The organism is Castellaniella sp., assembly GCF_004321985.1.
In the GTDB taxonomy this organism is placed as follows: Bacteria; Pseudomonadota; Gammaproteobacteria; order Burkholderiales; family Burkholderiaceae_B; genus Castellaniella.
Window position 1 is genome coordinate 124,999 of record NZ_SCQN01000044.1, and the last position, 16,658, is coordinate 141,656.

A 16,658-nucleotide genomic window follows, 5' to 3' on the forward strand; every position below is an offset into this window, starting at 1 on the left:
CGGATTGGTTCACCCGCTCCGATATGCGATGGAGGAAGCGTGATTTCCGAAGAGCTTGAAGTCAGCCTGCATATGGCGTTCGTTGAAGCCCGCGCTGCGCGGCACGAATTCATCACCGTCGAGCACCTGCTCCTGTCCCTGCTGGATAACGCTTCGGCGGTGGAAGTCCTGCGCGCGTGCGCAGCGGATGTCGAACTGCTGCGCCAGGATCTACGCAAGTTCATCGCCGAGAACACTCCGGTTTTCCCGGGCGATGGCGAGGTCGACACACAGCCCACACTGGGCTTTCAGCGCGTCATTCAGCGCGCCATCATGCATGTCTCCTCCAATGGTTCCAGCAAGGCCGCAGTCACCGGTGCCAACGTGCTGGTGGCCATGTATGGCGAGAAGGACTCCCATGCCGTGTATTTTCTGGTCCAGCAGGGGGTGTCGCGGCTGGACGTGGTGAACTATCTGTCCCACGGCATCACCAAGATGCCCGAGGAGTCGGCAGCGCCTGAAAACGCGCGCCAGGAACCGCCGGCGGCCGACCCCAAGGCTGATCAACAGAAGTCGGCGCTGGAGACGTACGCCACCGATCTGAACGCGGAAGCCCTGAAGGGCAACATCGATCCGCTCATCGGTCGCGAGGACGAGGTCGAGCGCGTCATCCAGGTTCTGTGCCGCCGGCGCAAGAACAATCCTCTGCTGGTCGGCGAGGCCGGAGTGGGTAAGACGGCCATTGCCGAGGGCCTCGCATGGCGCATCACTCAGGGCGATGTACCCGAGGTGCTGCACGGCACCCAGGTTTACGCGCTGGACATGGGGGCGCTGCTGGCCGGCACCAAATACCGAGGCGATTTTGAGCAGCGCCTCAAGCTGGTCTTGAAGTCCCTGAGGGACAATCGCCAGGCGGTACTCTTCATCGATGAGATCCACACGCTGATCGGTGCGGGATCCGCCTCGGGCGGGACGCTCGATGCCTCCAACCTGCTCAAGCCCGCGCTCTCCTCCGGACAGTTGAAGTGCATTGGCGCCACTACCTACACCGAGTACCGGGGCATTTTCGAGAAGGATCATGCGCTGGCGCGGCGTTTCCAGAAGATCGACGTGCCCGAACCGTCGGTGGAGCAGACCATCCAGATCTTGCGTGGCTTGAAGGCGCGCTTCGAGGCTCACCATCAGGTGCGCTTTTCCGGGGCAGCGATCACGGCCGCAGCCGAGCTGGCGGCGCGCCACATCAGCGATCGCTTCCTGCCGGACAAGGCCATCGACGTCATTGACGAGGCTGGCGCAGCGCAGCGCCTGCTGCCCAAGTCGCGGCAGAAAAAACTCATCGGTCGCGCCGAGATCCAGGCCACCGTCGCGCGCATTGCACGGATTCCGCCGCAGAACGTTTCCACTGACGATCGTCATCGGCTGGCGACGCTGGAGCGTGACTTGAAGGCGGTGGTTTTTGGCCAGGACAAGGCCATCGCGGCGCTAGCGGCTTCGATCAAGATGGCGCGCTCTGGCCTGGGGCGACCCGACAAGCCCATCGGCTGCTTCCTGTTCTCCGGGCCGACCGGCGTGGGCAAGACCGAGGTCGCGCGCCAGCTCGCCTTTGTGCTCGGGATCGAACTGCTGCGCTTCGACATGTCCGAATACATGGAGCGACACACCGTTTCTCGTCTGATCGGTGCGCCTCCGGGGTATGTGGGGTTCGACCAAGGCGGGCTGCTGACGGAGGCCGTGGCCAAGCAGCCGCATTGCGTGCTGCTGCTCGACGAAATCGAAAAGGCTCATCCCGACGTCTACAACATCCTGCTGCAGGTCATGGATCACGGGACGCTCACCGACAACAATGGCCGCAAGACAGATTTCCGCAACGTGATTCTGGTCATGACCACGAACGCCGGGGCCGATACGCTCAACCGCAATACCATCGGTTTTGCGTCGCTTGAGCGCACCGGCGACGAGATGGCTGAAATCAAGCGCCTCTTCACCCCGGAATTCCGCAACCGACTGGATGCCATCATCGGTTTTGCGCCTTTGCCGCGTGAAGTCATCATGCAGGTGGTGGACAAGTTCCTGATGCAGCTCGAAGACCAGCTTCACGAAAAGCGTGTCGAGGCGATCTTTACACCTGCGCTGCGTGACTATCTGGCGCACGAGGGTTTCGATCCATCGATGGGAGCCCGCCCCATGCAGCGGTTGATCCAGGACACCGTTCGCCGAGCGCTGGCTGACGAACTGCTGTTTGGCCGGCTGATCCATGGAGGACCGGTCGAGGTCGATCTGGATGCGCAGGGCCACGTGGTCCTGAACTTCCCCGACGGCCCCTCCGACCGTGGGGCTGTACCTGCACCGTCGCGCCCCGAGCCTGAGCTCGTGGATTGATGCACGGCGGGGGGCCCCTGATCGCCTGCCCGCATTGCGGCGCCCTGCATCAGCGGGCGCCGCTCGCGCGCGGCGGTCGGGCGCTGTGCACCTGCTGTCACGCTGAGCTCTATCGCCAGGGCCGGCTGTCCGCTGAACAGTGGTATGCGCTTGCCTGGGCGAGCCTCATCGTCTTCGCGTGGGCGCAGGTCTTTCCAATTGCGGCTATTTCGGTACAGGGTCTGGATCTGCAGGTGACCTTCTGGGGGGCGCTGCGCGAGGCCTGGGACCGTGGCTATTACGGCGTATCGGTCCTGACGGGATTGGTGGGGTTCTGGCTGCCGCTGATCCGTATCGTGCTGACCCTGCGCAGCCTGCAGATCATCTTTTCGCGCTCGGACCCCGAGAGGCTGGTGCGGCCATTGCGCTGGCTGGAGCGGCTCACGCCGTGGGCCATGGCGTCTGTGCTGGTGCTGGCAATTCTGGTGGCGTTCGTCAAGCTCGCGGGGTTGGCCCATGTCCAGGTGGGTCCGGGCCTGCTCGGGTTTTTCGTTCTGATCTTCCTGCTGGCCGGGCTGAGCCGATGGGATGCGGCTGCACTCTGGCGCTTGGCCGAGGACCGCAGCCGGGTGCTTGTGTCCGGTGCGTTGGGCGTGGGTGCGGTCTGTGATCGCTGCGGAATGGTCCAGCCACCGCGGGGCTCAGAACGCTGCCGGCGCTGCCACGGGCATCTCCCGCACCGTGTCATCCAGCACCGGGGCGAGGTCTGGGCGTTGATGGTGGCGGCCGTGATCTTCTACGTTCCGGCCAATCTGCTGCCGGTGATGCGTGTGCAGACTTTGCTGGGGAGTACCGAGCATACGATCCTCGGCGGGGTGGTCGAGCTCTGGCGCATGGGCTCCTGGGATCTGTCCCTGATCGTGTTTGTGGCCAGTGTGATGGTGCCGGTGACCAAGCTGGTCGCACTGACTTTTCTGCTGCTTCACGAACATCCGGTCGGGGTTGGCGAGCAGCGCCGGCATACGCGCCTCTATGATGCGATCGAGCGGGTGGGGCAGTGGTCCATGCTGGACGTTTTCGTGGTGGTGTTGCTGGCTGCCATGGCGAACTTTCAGGGCGTTTCACAAATCTTCATCGGGCCTGCGGCGCTGAATTTCGGTATGGTGGTAGTGCTCACGGTCGCAGCCACGCTGCGCTATGATCCGCGCTGCGGGTGGGATTCATTACGGGAACCGATGCATGACTGAAGAACAGCTTCCGGAGCCATCTGCCGAATCGGCTCCGCCGCCGGTGCCTATCCTGGTTCCTGGGCGCGGGCTGCACTGGTCGTGGGTCTGGCTGGTGCCGTTGCTGGCGCTGGCGGTTGGCGTGTCGCTGGTGGCGTCGGTCTGGGTGCGGACCGGGCCGGTGATCACGGTCAGCTTCCCGACGGCGGCTGGTCTGGCCGTCGGCCAGACCAAGCTGCGCTACCGTGATGTCGAGGTCGGCGAGGTCAAGGACATCCGGGTGGCGCCGGATCGCCAGCAGGTGCTGGTGGACGTGCAGCTCAGGCGCGATGGTGCCAAGTACATCACCCAGAAGGACTCGAAGTTCTGGGTCGTGCGCCCACAGGTCAGCCTGGCCGGTGTGTCGGGCCTGAACACGCTGATTTCGGGCGAATACCTGAGCGTGGATGCGCCCACTCGCCTGGCAGGAGATCCTGTCTACGAGTTTCGCGGGCTGGAGAACCCCCCGGAGATCCTCTATGGGCAGGAAGGCACGCGCTTCGTGCTGCAGGCCGATGACTTGGGGTCGCTCACCGTGGGCTCGAGCGTCTATTACCGGCGCGTCGAGGTGGGGCGCGTCGTGAGCGATGGCATGGCACCGGACGGGCGCTCGGTCCGAGTGCAGATTTTTGTGCGCAAGCCCTATGACCACTACGTCACGTCCGACACGCGCTTCTGGAACAGCAGCGGGGTGGACCTATCCGTCTCGACCGAGGGTGTTCAGGTCCGTACTGGAGGCTTGGCCGCCGTTCTGAATGGCGGCGTGGCTTTTGCGCAGGCTGACGAGTCGGCGTCCTATGACGGTATCCCGGACACCCGGCCGGCCAAGCCGGATACCGTCTATACGCTGTTTGCGACGCGCGACGAGGCGCTGGCGGACCCGGACGGGGTGCCTACTCCCATTGAATTCCATTTCGATCAATCGGTGCGCGGCCTGAAGGTGGGCGCCATCGTGGATTTCCGCGGGATCACGATCGGCAAGGTCGTGGATATCGACGTCGAATACAACAACAAGCGCCGACGCTTTTATGTGAGAGTGCGTTCGTTGGTCTATCCGTCGCGCTTTGGCGATGCCTACCAGGCGTGGCGCAGGGCGGAACCGGGCAAGCAGGGGCAGGCGCTGCTCGACCCCTTGATCCAGCGGGGGTTGCGTGCTCAGTTGCGCTCTGCCAGCCTGTTGACCGGGCAGCAGTACATCGCGCTGGACTTTTTCCCCAACGAGAAGGTGGTGCCACCCGTCGACACGCCGCCAGCTGCGGGGAGCTACCTGGTTCCCACGGTAGCTGGAAGCTTTGACCGGTTGCAAGGCCAACTCGCGAACATTGTGGCCAAGCTCGACGCCGTGCCGCTCGATGGCATCGGGCAGGAGCTGCAGGCCAACCTGAAGACGTTGCGGTTGCTGTTGCAGCGCCTGAACGGCCAAGTGGCGCCGCAGGCTACCCGGACCCTGCAGTCGGCCCAGAAATCCCTGGATCGAGTAAGCCAGACCCTGAATCCGGACGCGCCCTTGCTGGGCGGCCTGCAGGGCACCTTGCAGGAACTTGATCGGGCCGCACGGGCGCTGCGCCAGCTTGCGGACACGCTCCAGGCCAACCCTGGGACCGTACTGCGAGGCCAGGCGCCGGACCGCTTGCACTAGGAGAGTTTCATGATCCGCAAAGCCTGGGTGGCATTGAGTGCCGTGGTGATGATGGCCGGATGCGCGGGGCCGTCCGTGCACTATTACAGTTTGGCTCCACCGGCGTATCGACCCGCGCCGGAGGTGGCTGCTCGCCAGGCAACCTACGGGCTGCGGTTGCAGGTTTCCGAGGTTCCGGCCGAGGTTGATCGGCTGCAATTGGTGGTTCGTGACTCCCCTTCGGCGCCATCCGTGCAGATGCTCAACCAGTCCCTGTGGGCCGCGCCCCTGCGTGACCAGATCCAGAGAGGCCTGTCGGCACGCGTCGCCGAGGTGCTCGGGGTACCGGATCTGGACCGCGTGCAAGGCCTGGCATCGGTGCCGGTTCGCGCAGTGACGGTGCGCGTGACACGGTTCGACCTGCTCTGGGGTAAGCGTGTGGTGCTGGAGGCTGACTGGACCGACCATGGCCCCGGCGCCCGCGCAGCCCGGCTGTGCCGGGCCGGCGTGTCCGTGCCGGCCGGTGCTGGGGTGGCAGCGCTGGTGGACGGGCAGCGACGGGCGTTAGGGGTGCTTGCACGCATGATTGCAGATCAAAGCTCCGTATCTGGTTCACCTGCAGATCAAGGGATTCTTTATTCGGGTTGTACCTGGTAAGATCAGGGGTTAACCATAATGGCATCATAAGGTACAACCCGGTAGTATGCCATTCGGGCCGAGGCGTCTCTCGGCCATGGTCTTCTGGTGTGGATCCTGACATGAGTACGGTTACCCTGGGTGTGAAGGTCGATGAGGCGCTGCGCGAGCGTCTGAAGCAATTGGCGGAGTCGCTGGGGTGCACGCCCCACTGGCTTCACAAGCAGGCGCTGATCACCTATATCGAGGCTATCGAGCGCGGGCAGTTGCCAGCCGATATTGACCATCGCCTCGATCCCGATACATCCGAGGTTTCGGGTGAGTTGGATCCGCAGAGCCCCTTCTATGCGTTTGCCCAGGAGATCCAGCCACAGTCGGTCCTGCGTTCGGCCATCACCGCTGCCTATCGCCGGCCTGAGCCCGAATGTGTAGCCATGCTGCTGGACCAGGCCGAGGTCGGCTCGGCCGAGCCGGTCCGCACGCTGGCCACGCGCCTGGTACAGGCGCTGCGCGACAAACGTACGGGCGGTGGGGTCGAAGGTGTCATTCAAGAGTTCTCCCTCTCCAGCCAGGAAGGAGTGGCGCTGATGTGCCTGGCAGAGGCCCTGCTGCGCATTCCAGACCGGGCCACGCGCGATGCGCTGATCCGCGACAAGATCAGCCGGGGAGACTGGAAGGCGCACGTCGGTGAGTCGCAGTCGCTGTTCGTGAATGCGGCAACCTGGGGACTGTTGGTGACCGGCAAGCTGGTAGGGGTGCACAGCGAGCAAAACCTGTCTCGCGCGCTGACGCGGTTGATCGCAAAGGGCGGCGAGCCGCTGATTCGCCGCGGGGTCAACATGGCCATGCGGCTCATGGGCGAGCAGTTCGTGGCGGGACAGACGATTGCCTCGGCACTGGCCAATGGCCGCAAGCTCGAGGATGTTGGTTTTCGCTATTCGTACGACATGCTGGGCGAGGCGGCGACCACTGCCGAAGACGCTGCGTACTACTACAAGTCCTACCAGCAAGCCATCCATGCGATCGGTAAGTCGGCCCAGGGCCGTGGCATCTACGAGGGTCCAGGCATTTCGATCAAACTCTCGGCGCTACATCCGCGCTACGCCCGTGCTCAGCGGGATCGTGCCATGTCGGAGCTATTGCCGCGCATGCTGGACCTAGCCGTCCTGGCACGTCATTACGACATCGGCCTGAACATCGATGCCGAGGAAGCGGATCGCCTGGAGCTGTCGCTGGATTTGCTGGAGGCCATGTGCTTCGATGAGCGCCTGCGCGGATGGAACGGCATTGGCTTCGTGGTCCAGGCCTATCAGAAGCGCTGTCCGTTCGTGATCGACTTTCTGATCGACCTGGCGCGCCGCAGCAAGCACCGGCTGATGGTGCGGCTGGTGAAAGGCGCCTACTGGGATTCGGAGATCAAGCGCGCACAGGTCGATGGCCTGGAGGGCTATCCCGTCTATACCCGCAAAGTCCATACTGACGTGTCCTATCTGGCCTGCGCCCGCAAGCTGTTGTCTGCGCCAGAGGCGGTGTTCCCACAGTTCGCGACGCATAACGCGCAGACCATGGCGTCAATCTATTACCTGGCCGGCGAAAATTACTACCCGGGGCAATACGAGTTCCAGTGTCTGCACGGCATGGGTGAGGCGCTGTACGAAGAGGTGGTCGGACCTGTCTCGAAGGGCCGTCTGAACCGGCCTTGCCGGATCTACGCCCCCGTTGGCACGCACGAGACGCTGCTTGCCTATCTGGTGCGGCGACTGCTCGAAAACGGCGCCAATACCTCGTTCGTCAATCAGATTGGCGACAAGAATGTGCCCATCGACGCGCTGATTGCCGATCCTGTCAGTAAGGTCCGCGCCTCCCAGCCGCTGGGAGCGCCGCATGACCGCATCCCGCTGCCGCGCGACCTGTACCAGGCGCGCGACGGTCGGCTGAATTCTGCAGGCATGGATCTGAGCAACGAGCATCGCCTGGGATCCCTGGCGGCCGCGCTGCTGGCCAGCAGCGGTCAGCAGTGGCAGGCCGCTCCTCCGGGAGATTGGGATCCGGCCCGTGCCCGATCCATCCTGAATCCTGCCGATCATCGCGACCAGGTCGGGATGCTGATCGAAGCTGAGGACGGTGACGTCCAGGCCGCGCTGCGGCGGGCCGATTACGCGGCGCCGATCTGGGCGTCGACCCCGGTGACGGATCGCGCCCAGTGCCTGCGGCACGCGGCCCAGATCATGGAAGCCGAGATGCAGACCACGATAGGCCTGATCGTGCGTGAGGCGGGCAAGTCCTTCCCCAATGCGGTCTCGGAGGTCCGGGAGGCCGTCGATTTCCTGCGCTACTACGCTGCCCGCATCGAGGCCGAGTTCTCCAACGATACGCATCGGCCGCTGGGGCCCGTGCTGTGCATCAGTCCGTGGAATTTCCCGCTGGCGATTTTCACTGGTCAGATCAGCGCAGCCCTTGCGGCGGGCAACGTCGTTCTGGCCAAACCGGCGGAACAGACCAATCTGATTGCGGCCTATGGGGTCTCTGTCTTGCATCGCGCGGGCGTACCGGCCGCTGCCGTCCAGTTGTTGCCGGGGCAGGGCGAAACCGTGGGCGCTGCGCTGGTGGCCAGCCCCGTGATCCGGGGCGTGATGTTCACGGGTTCCACCGAGGTTGCCAAGCTGATTGCGACTACGCTGGCTCAGCGTCTGGACGCAACCGCCCGCCCGGTCCCGCTGATCGCCGAAACCGGCGGCCAGAATGCCCTGATCGTCGATTCTTCGGCGCTCACGGAGCAGGTGGTCTACGACGTGCTCAGTTCTGCATTCGATTCGGCCGGGCAACGCTGTTCCGCACTGCGTGTCCTGTGCGTCCAGGAGGACTGTGCCGACCGTACGATCACCATGTTGCGTGGGGCGCTGCAGGAACTTCGCGTGGGCCGGCCGGAACTGCTGTCCACCGACATAGGTCCGGTCATCGACGCCCAGGCGCAGGCTGTGATCGAAAAGCACGTGGCCGCCATGCAGGCCTCCGGCCATCGGGTCGCGCGCAAGGACCTGGACGCCGAGCAGACGCGCCACGGCACGTTCGTCGCGCCCACGCTGATCGAGATCTCCGACGTGGGTGAACTCGAGCGCGAAGTCTTCGGGCCGGTGCTGCACGTCCTGCGCTACCCGCGCAAGGACCTGGATCATGTGATCGATGAAATCAACGGACGCGGCTACGGGCTGACCTTTGGCGTGCACACGCGTCTGGATGAAACCGTACATCACGTCACGGACCGCATCCATGCCGGCAACATTTATGTCAACCGCAACATCGTGGGCGCAACCGTGGGTGTGCAGCCCTTCGGCGGTGAAGGCCTGTCCGGCACCGGCCCGAAGGCCGGCGGCCCCCTTTATCTGCACCGGCTGGTGGCTTCGGGATCCACAGATCTGCCGGTGGAGGGAATCGTAGGCGCATCCAGGGCCGAACTCGAACTGCCGGGCCCCACGGGCGAGAGCAATACCTATCGTCTCAAGCCGCGCGGCGTCGTGCTCTGCCAGGCTACTACCCCGACTGGCGCGCACGCGCAGCGAGAGGCCTGCCGTCGGACGGGCAACGCCATGCTTTGTGTGGATTCGGCGTCGGCGCGTGCGCTGTATCAATTCACCGGTGACGGCCCGGCGCTTGATTGGGTAGCGTCCGAAGATGTCGTCACAGCAGATTATCAGGCCGTGTTGTTCGAAGGCGACGGCGACGACCTGCTGCATTTGACGCAGTTGGTGGCTGGTCGCGAAGGTCCCATCATCCCCGTGATTGCCCGCCGCTCCGACGAGTTGGCAAACGGCATAGCCTATCCGCTGGAAATGCTGGTTCGCGAAGTTTCCGTCTGCATCAACACCGCCGCCGCCGGCGGCAACGCCACCCTAATGATGGTGGGGTGAGCCTGGACTGGTAAAGGTCCAAGTGGACCTTTACCAGCCTGGCGAACGGGTTAGGCCTGCAGGCCTAACCCCGGGTGCCTTTACGGTCTCAGCCAGCCGGCGGAGCCCACAGGCCCCAGCAATAAGGTCGCTCTTCAATGCCCCAGGTAAGCCGCCTGAATCTCTGGCGAAGCCAGCAGTTCGCGCGCGGGACCCTCGTGTGACAGCTTTCCGACTTCCAGCACATAGCCGCGGTCGGCGAGCTTCAGCGCCATTCGGGCGTTTTGCTCCACGACCAGGATCGTGACCCCAGTATCGCGGACGTCGCGCAGTACCTGGAAGATGTTGCGCACGATGATGGGCGCCAGCCCCAGGCTTGGTTCGTCCAGCAAAAGCAGGCGCGGCTTGGTGACCAGTGCGCGGCCGATGGCCAGCATCTGTTGCTCGCCGCCTGACAGCGTACCGGCCAGTTGCGCCCGGCGCTCGTGCAGGCGCGGAAAGATCTTGTAGACGTGTTTGCAGCTTTCGTCGATCTCGGCCGGTGGGCGGGTGAATCCGCCCATGCGGAGGTTTTCCTCGACCGACAGCGTACCAAATACCCGCCGTCCTTCGGGGGACTGGCCGATCCCCAGGCGCACGATGCGGTCCGCGCCCAGATGCGTGGTTTCGTGTCCGGCGAAGGTGACTTTGCCCGACTTTGGCGCAATCAGCCCGCTGAGCGTACGCATCAGCGTCGTCTTGCCAGCCCCATTCGCACCCAGGATGGCCACTACCTCGCGATCGTCCACATGCAGCGAGATACCCTTCAGTGCCTGGATATGGCCATAGTTGACCTGCAGGTCTTCGACTTCAAGCAAATGGGTCATGATGGTGTCACCCGGCCTTCCTGTATGGCGGTCATCAGTGGATCATCCTCTTCGTCGTCCTGGCCCAGGTAGGCTTCGATGACCAGAGGGTTGGTGCGGATGTCCTCGGGCTTGCCTTCGGCAATTTTTTTGCCGAAGTTGATGACCACGATGTTGTCCGTGACGTTCATCACCACGCTCATGTCATGTTCCACCAGGATGACGGTGATGCCGGCATCGCGGATGGCGCGGATGGTGTCGTTCAGGGCGGACGATTCCAGTTCGTTCAAGCCTGCGGCGGGTTCGTCCAGGATGATGAGTTCGGGCTTGGCCACCAGGGTGCGGGCCATCTCGACGCGGCGCTGGGCGCCGTACGGCAGCGAGGTCGCCATTTCATGGGCGACGTCCAGGAGGTCGAGCTGCTGGAGCACCTCGGTGGCGCGCTCGATCAGGGCCTGCTCCTCACGTCGCTGGGCTGGCGTATTGAGCAGCCCCTGCCACCATTTCTGGCGAATCTGCAGGTGCTCGCCCGCCACCACATTTTCCAGCACCGTCATGTCCGAAAACAGCCGAATGGTCTGGAAGGTACGGCGGACACCCGCTGCGGCGACCCGGTGGGGCGCCAGTCCGGTGATGTCCTGCCCGTGCCAGCGGATGCGGCCGTCGGTGGGCTTGTAGACACCCGTGATCATGTTGAAGACGGTGGTCTTGCCGGCACCGTTGGGGCCGATGAGCCCCACGATCTCGCCTCGCCGTACAGCGAAGCTGAGGTTGTCGACCGCGCGCAGCCCGCCGAAGCTGATGCCAATGCCGTCCAGTTCGAGCAGTGTCTCCTGCTCCGATGCGGCCGGGTTCTGAGGGGTGGTTCGGGTGTTCATAGGGCCCCCTTGCGAGCGGGCCAGATGCCCTGAGGTCTTAGTATCATCACGAGAATCATGGCGATCCCGAAGGCCAGATAGCGGTATTGGGCCAGGTCGGTGAAGATCTGTGGAACGACGAACATCATGGCGGTACCCAGCAGCACCCCTGGCACCGAGGCCTGCCCACCGACCAAGACGATGGCGAACAGCACCACCGAATCCGTAAACTGGAACGAGCCCGGGCTGACCGCCGAGAGCTGCATGGCAAAGAGGGTGCCGGCCAGCCCGGCAATGCCGGCTGCCAGCGCGAAGGCTGCGACCTTGTAGTTGCGGGCGTTGACTCCCAGCGTCGTTGCCGCCAGTTCGTCGTACTTGATGTACCGGAATGTCCGGCCCAGTGCCGAGCGATCCAGGTTGCGCATCAGCCACAGCACGATCGCCAGAACCACCCAGTTCAGATAGAACAGGTCGCTTTGGGAACCGAAGGTCTGGCCAAACAGCGTGGGACCGCTGACGCCGAAGAGACCGTCAGCGCCACCCGTGATCCCGAACACGTTGTTCTGCATGGCCAGGACGAAGATCGCGTTGAATCCTATGGTCACCACCAGAAGGTAGTCGCCGCGCAGCTTGACGATGGGTGCCGACAGGATCGCGCCCAACGCAGCCGACAGAACGACAGCCACGGGCACTGTCCACAGGATGGGCCAGTTGAAGGACAACGACAGGATGGCGCTGGTGTAGGCGCCAACGCCGAAGAACACCGCGTGGCCCATGTCGTACATCCCCGCCCGGCCCAGGACGATATCCTGGGACAGGGCGACGATGGAGTAGATGGCGAAGATGCCGCCGATCGTGATCCAGGCTGGCGGAAAGAGTGACGGGATAGCCAGGCCTAACAGCCAGAGCACGAGGCCCAGGATGCGAAGTGTCCGTGTCACGGTCGAAGTCCTGGGGGTAGTTGCCGCAATGGTGGCAGGCATCGGGGCCTTGGGATTCACTGAAGTTTCCATGACTTACACCTTTTCTGCCACACGTTCGCCCAGCAGCCCCGAGGGCCGCACTAACAGGATGGCGATCAGCAGCAGGAACGTGATTGCGTCCTGCCAGGAGCTGGAGATGTAGCCTGCACCGAAGGCATTGAACAGCCCCAGGAGCAGGCCGCCCAACATGGCGCCCGGGATGTTGCCGATGCCGCCGATGATGGCCGCGATGAAGGCGCTCAAGCCGTAGGACCAGCCCATGGTGAAGTAGGTCTGGCGGTAGTAGAGGCCGATGAACAGTCCACCGATGGCGCCCAGCACCGGACCGATGATGAAGACCAGGGCGATCACGCGGTTGACGTTGATCCCCATGAGTCGTGCCGCGTCCTGGTCAATGGCCGTGGCCCGAATGGCCGTTCCCAGCCGCGTATGGTGGACGAAATAGTACAGGGCAGTCATCAGGATGAAGGCGCCGGCGATGATCACGAGCTGCACGAAGCTCAGGTAGGCGCCGCCGATCTGCCATGTGGTCGTGGGCAGGATGTTGCTTGGGAACACCCGGACATTAGGGCCCCAGATGAGCATCAGGCCATTTTCTATCAGCATCGATGCACCCAGGGCGGACACCACCGCCGAGAGGCGATGCGCCTTGCGCAGGGGTTTGTAGGCAAGCTGGTCGAGCAGCGTGCCGGCTACGCCCACCACGATCATGGCGATCAGGAACGCCAGAGCCAGCAGGACCGGCGTGGGCAACCCGCCAAAGACACCGGACGTCAGCGTCGTCAGGCCAATGAAAGCGCCCATGATGCACAGGTCACCGTGGGCGAAGTTGATCATCTTCAGCACCCCATAGACCATCGTGTAGCCGAGGGCAATCAGCGCATAGATGCCGCCGACCGTTACTCCGTTGATGAATTGCTGGAGAACAAAGTCCATGGATGGGTTCCCATCGGGCGCCTGCGGGCGGCAGGCGCCCGGTCAGAGCTGTAGAAGACGGCGCCCGCAGTCCTGAGCGGATGCGGGCGTCGGGTTGGAGACGAAATCAGTTCGTCGGGTAGATGGTCTTGTAGGTGCCGTTGGCTTCGACTTCGAAGGCGGACATCGGGCTGCCGATCCGCTCGCCCTTCGCATCCCACTTGAACGGGCCAGTGACGCCCGCGAATGGTTGCTTCATGTCGTGCAGCCACGGGATCAGCTTGGATGTCTCGGCGCTCTTGGTGGCTTCGATGGCGGCAAAGACGGCACGCAGCCCGTCCGCATTGGTGAAGGTATAGATGCTGGGGGGCGCCGAACCGAAGGTCTTGGTGTAGTCAGCCAGGAACTTCTTGGCTTCCGGGTAGGGCAGGTTTTCCGGGGCCGGCACGTTGATGATCACCGCGCCCTGGGCAGCGTTGCCGGCGATCTTGGCGAAAGCGGCGTTCTGGTTGGCATCACCACCCACGAACACAGCGTTCATGCTCAGTTGCTTCATTTGCGCCCGGATCAGGCCGCCGTCCGTGTAGTAGCCGGAAAAGTACAGGATGTCCGGATTCTTGGACTTGACCTTGGTCAGCACCGCGCTGTAGTCCTGTGTGCCGGCGTTGATGAAGTCGTTGGCCACAATGTTGCCATGCAGCGCCTCGATGGACTTGGTCGTGGCTTTTGCCAGGCCCGTGGCGTAGCTGGAGTGATCGCTCAGGATGGCGATGCGCTTGTACTGCTTGACGTTGACCAGGTATTTGGCCGTGAATTCCGCTTCGTCGCTATTGGGCGGAGCATTGCGGAAGAACGTCTTCCAGCCCTTCTGGGTGAGTTCGTCGCTGGTGCCGTCGGAGGTCTGGATGACGTTCGCGGCGGAGTAGATCGGAGCGGCGGCCAGGGCTGCGCCGCTGGTGTAGGTGCCGATTACGGCGATGACGCCGTCATTGACCAGTTTGCGTGCGCAGATGGCGGCTTGTGCGGCCTTGCCCTCGTCGTCGCAAACGGTGACCTGGATCTTGCGACCCAGCAGACCACCCGCCTTGTTCTGCTCGTCGACCAGCAGCTTCACGCCGTTCTGGATGCCTTGGCCTTCGGCTGCGTATTCACCCGTGATGGGTGCCTGAACGCCGATCTTGATCGGACCGCTTGCGGCGGATGCCGTGCCGGCCCCCGTGGCCAGCAGGATCGCTGCCGTCAGGGTCGTAAGTTGTGTCAGCCTGCTCATATTTGGATTCTCCTTTGAACGGATCCAGGAACAACAGATATACAGCTAATATATCGGTACGTTGGTGCACCTGCCATGGGGGTCTTCCCGAAGTCGATCGCTCGGGTTAACCAGTTCAACCGGGGCGGCAACAGGTCAGGTCAATGAAGTGAAACCAAAAGAGCAACCCGGAGAATTTGCGAAGTATAACCATCAGTCAAAAATGAGTACAACCCGTGAAAATACCTAGTCGCTTGTTTCGAGCAAAACCACCCTGTGTGGAATCGGTAATCCAAGGCTAGCTGGTGTCGTGACCGTGCGCCATCGCGGCGCCGGTGGCAGGGAGGATCTCAGAGGCGTCCGGTACTGCCGAAGCCGCCTTCACCGCGTTGCGTCGGCGTGTCGAACTGCTGGACGAGGTGCAAGTCGACCTGAATCACGGGCTGGAAGAGCAGCTGCGCGATGCGCTCACCCGGCTGAATATCATACGGCACGTTGCCGTCGTTGGTGAGCAGGACGCGGATCTCGCCGTGGTAGTCAGCATCGATGACGCCAATGCCCTGCGCAACACGGATGCCGTGCTTCAGCGACAGGCCGGATCGGGAGGCGACGATGGCAACCAGGCCAGGATCGCGCATATCGAGGGCGAGACCCGTCGGTACTGGGAATCGTTCCCCCGGTTGTAGCGTTTGCGGCTGCTCCAGGCAGGCGCGCAGATCCATGGCGGCGGATCCGTCGGTCGCATAGTTCGGCAATGGAATGTCGCTGGAACCCAGCAGCGGGTTGACGATGCGGGCGTGAATGAGTCGTCGTTGCATGGCGGCGTCGAGGGTTCGGAAAGGAAATGAGGGATGGCGGTTCGGTGCGTCAGCCTGGCAGATGGGCAGCGATCCAGGCGATCAAGTCACGCGCAGCCTGAGTCTTGGGCTGCAACGGAAGCGGGTGAGCACCCGCGTCGTCGAAGATGACGAGTTCGGTGTCTTCGGCATCCATGACGTGTTGCGCCAGGTTGCCCACGATCACCGGGATATGCTTGTGGTGCCGCTTGGCCTGAGCATGTTCGTGCAGATGGTCCGTCTCGGCGGCGAAGCCCACGCACCAGGGGGCGCCGGAAAGCGCCGCGACTTCAGCCAGGATGTCGGGATTCTGCACGAAATCCAGGTGTGGGGGCTGGGCGTCGTCCGATTTTTTCAGCTTGATGGGTGAAGGGTTGGCGATGCCCCAGTCAGCCACGGCAGCAACGGCGATGAACAGGTCCTGACCCGTCACGTGGGTCATCACGGCGGCATGCATCTCGGCGGCGCTGATCACGTCGATTCGCCGCACCCGATCGGGGCAGGGCAGCGCCGTCGGCCCTGAGACCAGTGTGACTTCGGCGCCCGCTTCGGTGGCCGCCCGCGCGATCGCGTAGCCCATGCGGCCGGATGAGCGGTTGGTGATCACACGCACCGGATCGATGGTCTCGCTGGTGGGACCCGCCGTGATCAGTACCCGCTTTCCAGCCAGGAGTTTTGGCTGAAAGGAGGCGGTGAGCGCTCGCAGGATCTGGTCCGGTTCCATCATGCGCCCCGAACCTGTTTCACCACATGCCTGGAATCCTTCAGCCGGTCCGATGAGCGTCACTCCGTCGGCCCGCAGTTGCGCCGCGTTGCGCTGTGTGGCCGGGTGAGTCCACATTTCGTGGTTCATGGCGGGGGCCGCCAGCAGGGGTATCGCGCCGCGCGCCACGCACAGGGTGGAGAGCAGGTCGTCGGCCAGACCGTGAGCGAGCTTGGCCAGGAAATCGGTGCTGGCGGGCACGATCAGGATGGCGTCCGCGCCTCGGCTCAGGGATATGTGTGCCATAGAGTTGCTCACGCGCGCATCGAAGGCATCCTGCCAGACCGGGCGGCCGGAGAGGGCCTGCAGCGTGACCGGCGTAATGAAGCGTGTGGCGGCGTGGGTCATGACCACGTCCACGGTCGCGCCTTCATCCTGCATTCGGCGCAGAAGTTCCGCCGATTTGTAGCAGGCAACCCCGCCTGTCAGTCCCAGGATGATGCGTTTGCCGGCCAGGTCTGCCATGG

Annotated in this window: 12 protein-coding genes; 5 read left to right on the forward strand and 7 right to left on the reverse strand. The window is 63.5% G+C overall.

The features are described from left to right. Window positions 1-39 precede the first annotated feature (39 nt). From clpA to putA, 5 genes are all read left to right on the forward strand, one after another. Window positions 40-2,358 carry an ATP-dependent Clp protease ATP-binding subunit ClpA gene (gene clpA / locus EPN31_RS10440; protein ID WP_291772885.1) on the forward strand — a complete coding sequence of 773 codons (2,319 nt, stop codon included), beginning with the start codon at window positions 40-42 and terminating at the stop codon, window positions 2,356-2,358. Beyond that, window positions 2,358-3,584: a paraquat-inducible protein A gene (locus EPN31_RS10445; protein WP_291773013.1), complete on the forward strand. Its 1,227-nt coding sequence runs from the start codon at window positions 2,358-2,360 to the stop codon at window positions 3,582-3,584. Before clpA ends, EPN31_RS10445 begins: the two co-directional genes overlap by 1 nt. Next, complete coding sequence (locus EPN31_RS10450; protein WP_291772887.1) at window positions 3,577-5,241, forward strand: MlaD family protein; 1,665 nt, start codon at window positions 3,577-3,579, stop codon at window positions 5,239-5,241. Before EPN31_RS10445 ends, EPN31_RS10450 begins: the two co-directional genes overlap by 8 nt. A gap of 9 nt (window positions 5,242-5,250) precedes the next feature. Further along, entirely contained in the window at window positions 5,251-5,877 is a 627-nt protein-coding gene (locus EPN31_RS10455; protein ID WP_291772889.1) for a membrane integrity-associated transporter subunit PqiC, read from the forward strand. Between the two features lie 101 nt (window positions 5,878-5,978). Next, window positions 5,979-9,764, forward strand: a complete 3,786-nt coding sequence (gene putA / locus EPN31_RS10460) for a trifunctional transcriptional regulator/proline dehydrogenase/L-glutamate gamma-semialdehyde dehydrogenase (RefSeq protein ID WP_291772891.1) — start codon at window positions 5,979-5,981, stop codon at window positions 9,762-9,764. 134 nt (window positions 9,765-9,898) lie between these two features. On the opposite strand, the gene EPN31_RS10465 is transcribed toward putA, so the two are convergent. The 7 genes from EPN31_RS10465 to coaBC all read right to left on the reverse strand — a co-directional run bounded on the left by EPN31_RS10465 (window position 9,899) and on the right by coaBC (window position 16,656). Continuing rightward, a complete protein-coding gene (locus EPN31_RS10465; RefSeq protein ID WP_291772893.1) occupies window positions 9,899-10,609 on the reverse strand; it encodes an ABC transporter ATP-binding protein in 711 nt (236 codons plus the stop codon). Beyond that, window positions 10,606-11,466, reverse strand: coding sequence for an ABC transporter ATP-binding protein (locus tag EPN31_RS10470; RefSeq protein WP_291772895.1), 861 nt, complete (start codon window positions 11,464-11,466; stop codon window positions 10,606-10,608). Before EPN31_RS10470 ends, EPN31_RS10465 begins: the two co-directional genes overlap by 4 nt. Then, entirely contained in the window at window positions 11,463-12,458 is a 996-nt protein-coding gene (locus EPN31_RS10475; RefSeq protein WP_291772897.1) for a branched-chain amino acid ABC transporter permease, read from the reverse strand. The genes EPN31_RS10470 and EPN31_RS10475 overlap by 4 nt, the downstream gene beginning before the upstream one ends. Before the next feature lie 3 nt (window positions 12,459-12,461). Next, window positions 12,462-13,364, reverse strand: a complete 903-nt coding sequence (locus EPN31_RS10480) for a branched-chain amino acid ABC transporter permease (protein WP_291772899.1) — start codon at window positions 13,362-13,364, stop codon at window positions 12,462-12,464. Window positions 13,365-13,470: 106 nt separating this feature from the next. Then, a complete protein-coding gene (locus tag EPN31_RS10485) occupies window positions 13,471-14,613 on the reverse strand; it encodes a branched-chain amino acid ABC transporter substrate-binding protein (protein WP_291772901.1) in 1,143 nt (380 codons plus the stop codon). Between the two features lie 329 nt (window positions 14,614-14,942). After that, on the reverse strand, window positions 14,943-15,410 hold the full coding sequence (gene dut / locus EPN31_RS10490; protein WP_291772902.1) for a dUTP diphosphatase: 468 nt from the start codon (window positions 15,408-15,410) through the stop codon (window positions 14,943-14,945). Window positions 15,411-15,459: 49 nt separating this feature from the next. Further along, window positions 15,460-16,656: a bifunctional phosphopantothenoylcysteine decarboxylase/phosphopantothenate--cysteine ligase CoaBC gene (coaBC, locus tag EPN31_RS10495; protein ID WP_291772904.1), complete on the reverse strand. Its 1,197-nt coding sequence runs from the start codon at window positions 16,654-16,656 to the stop codon at window positions 15,460-15,462. Window positions 16,657-16,658 lie beyond the last annotated feature (2 nt).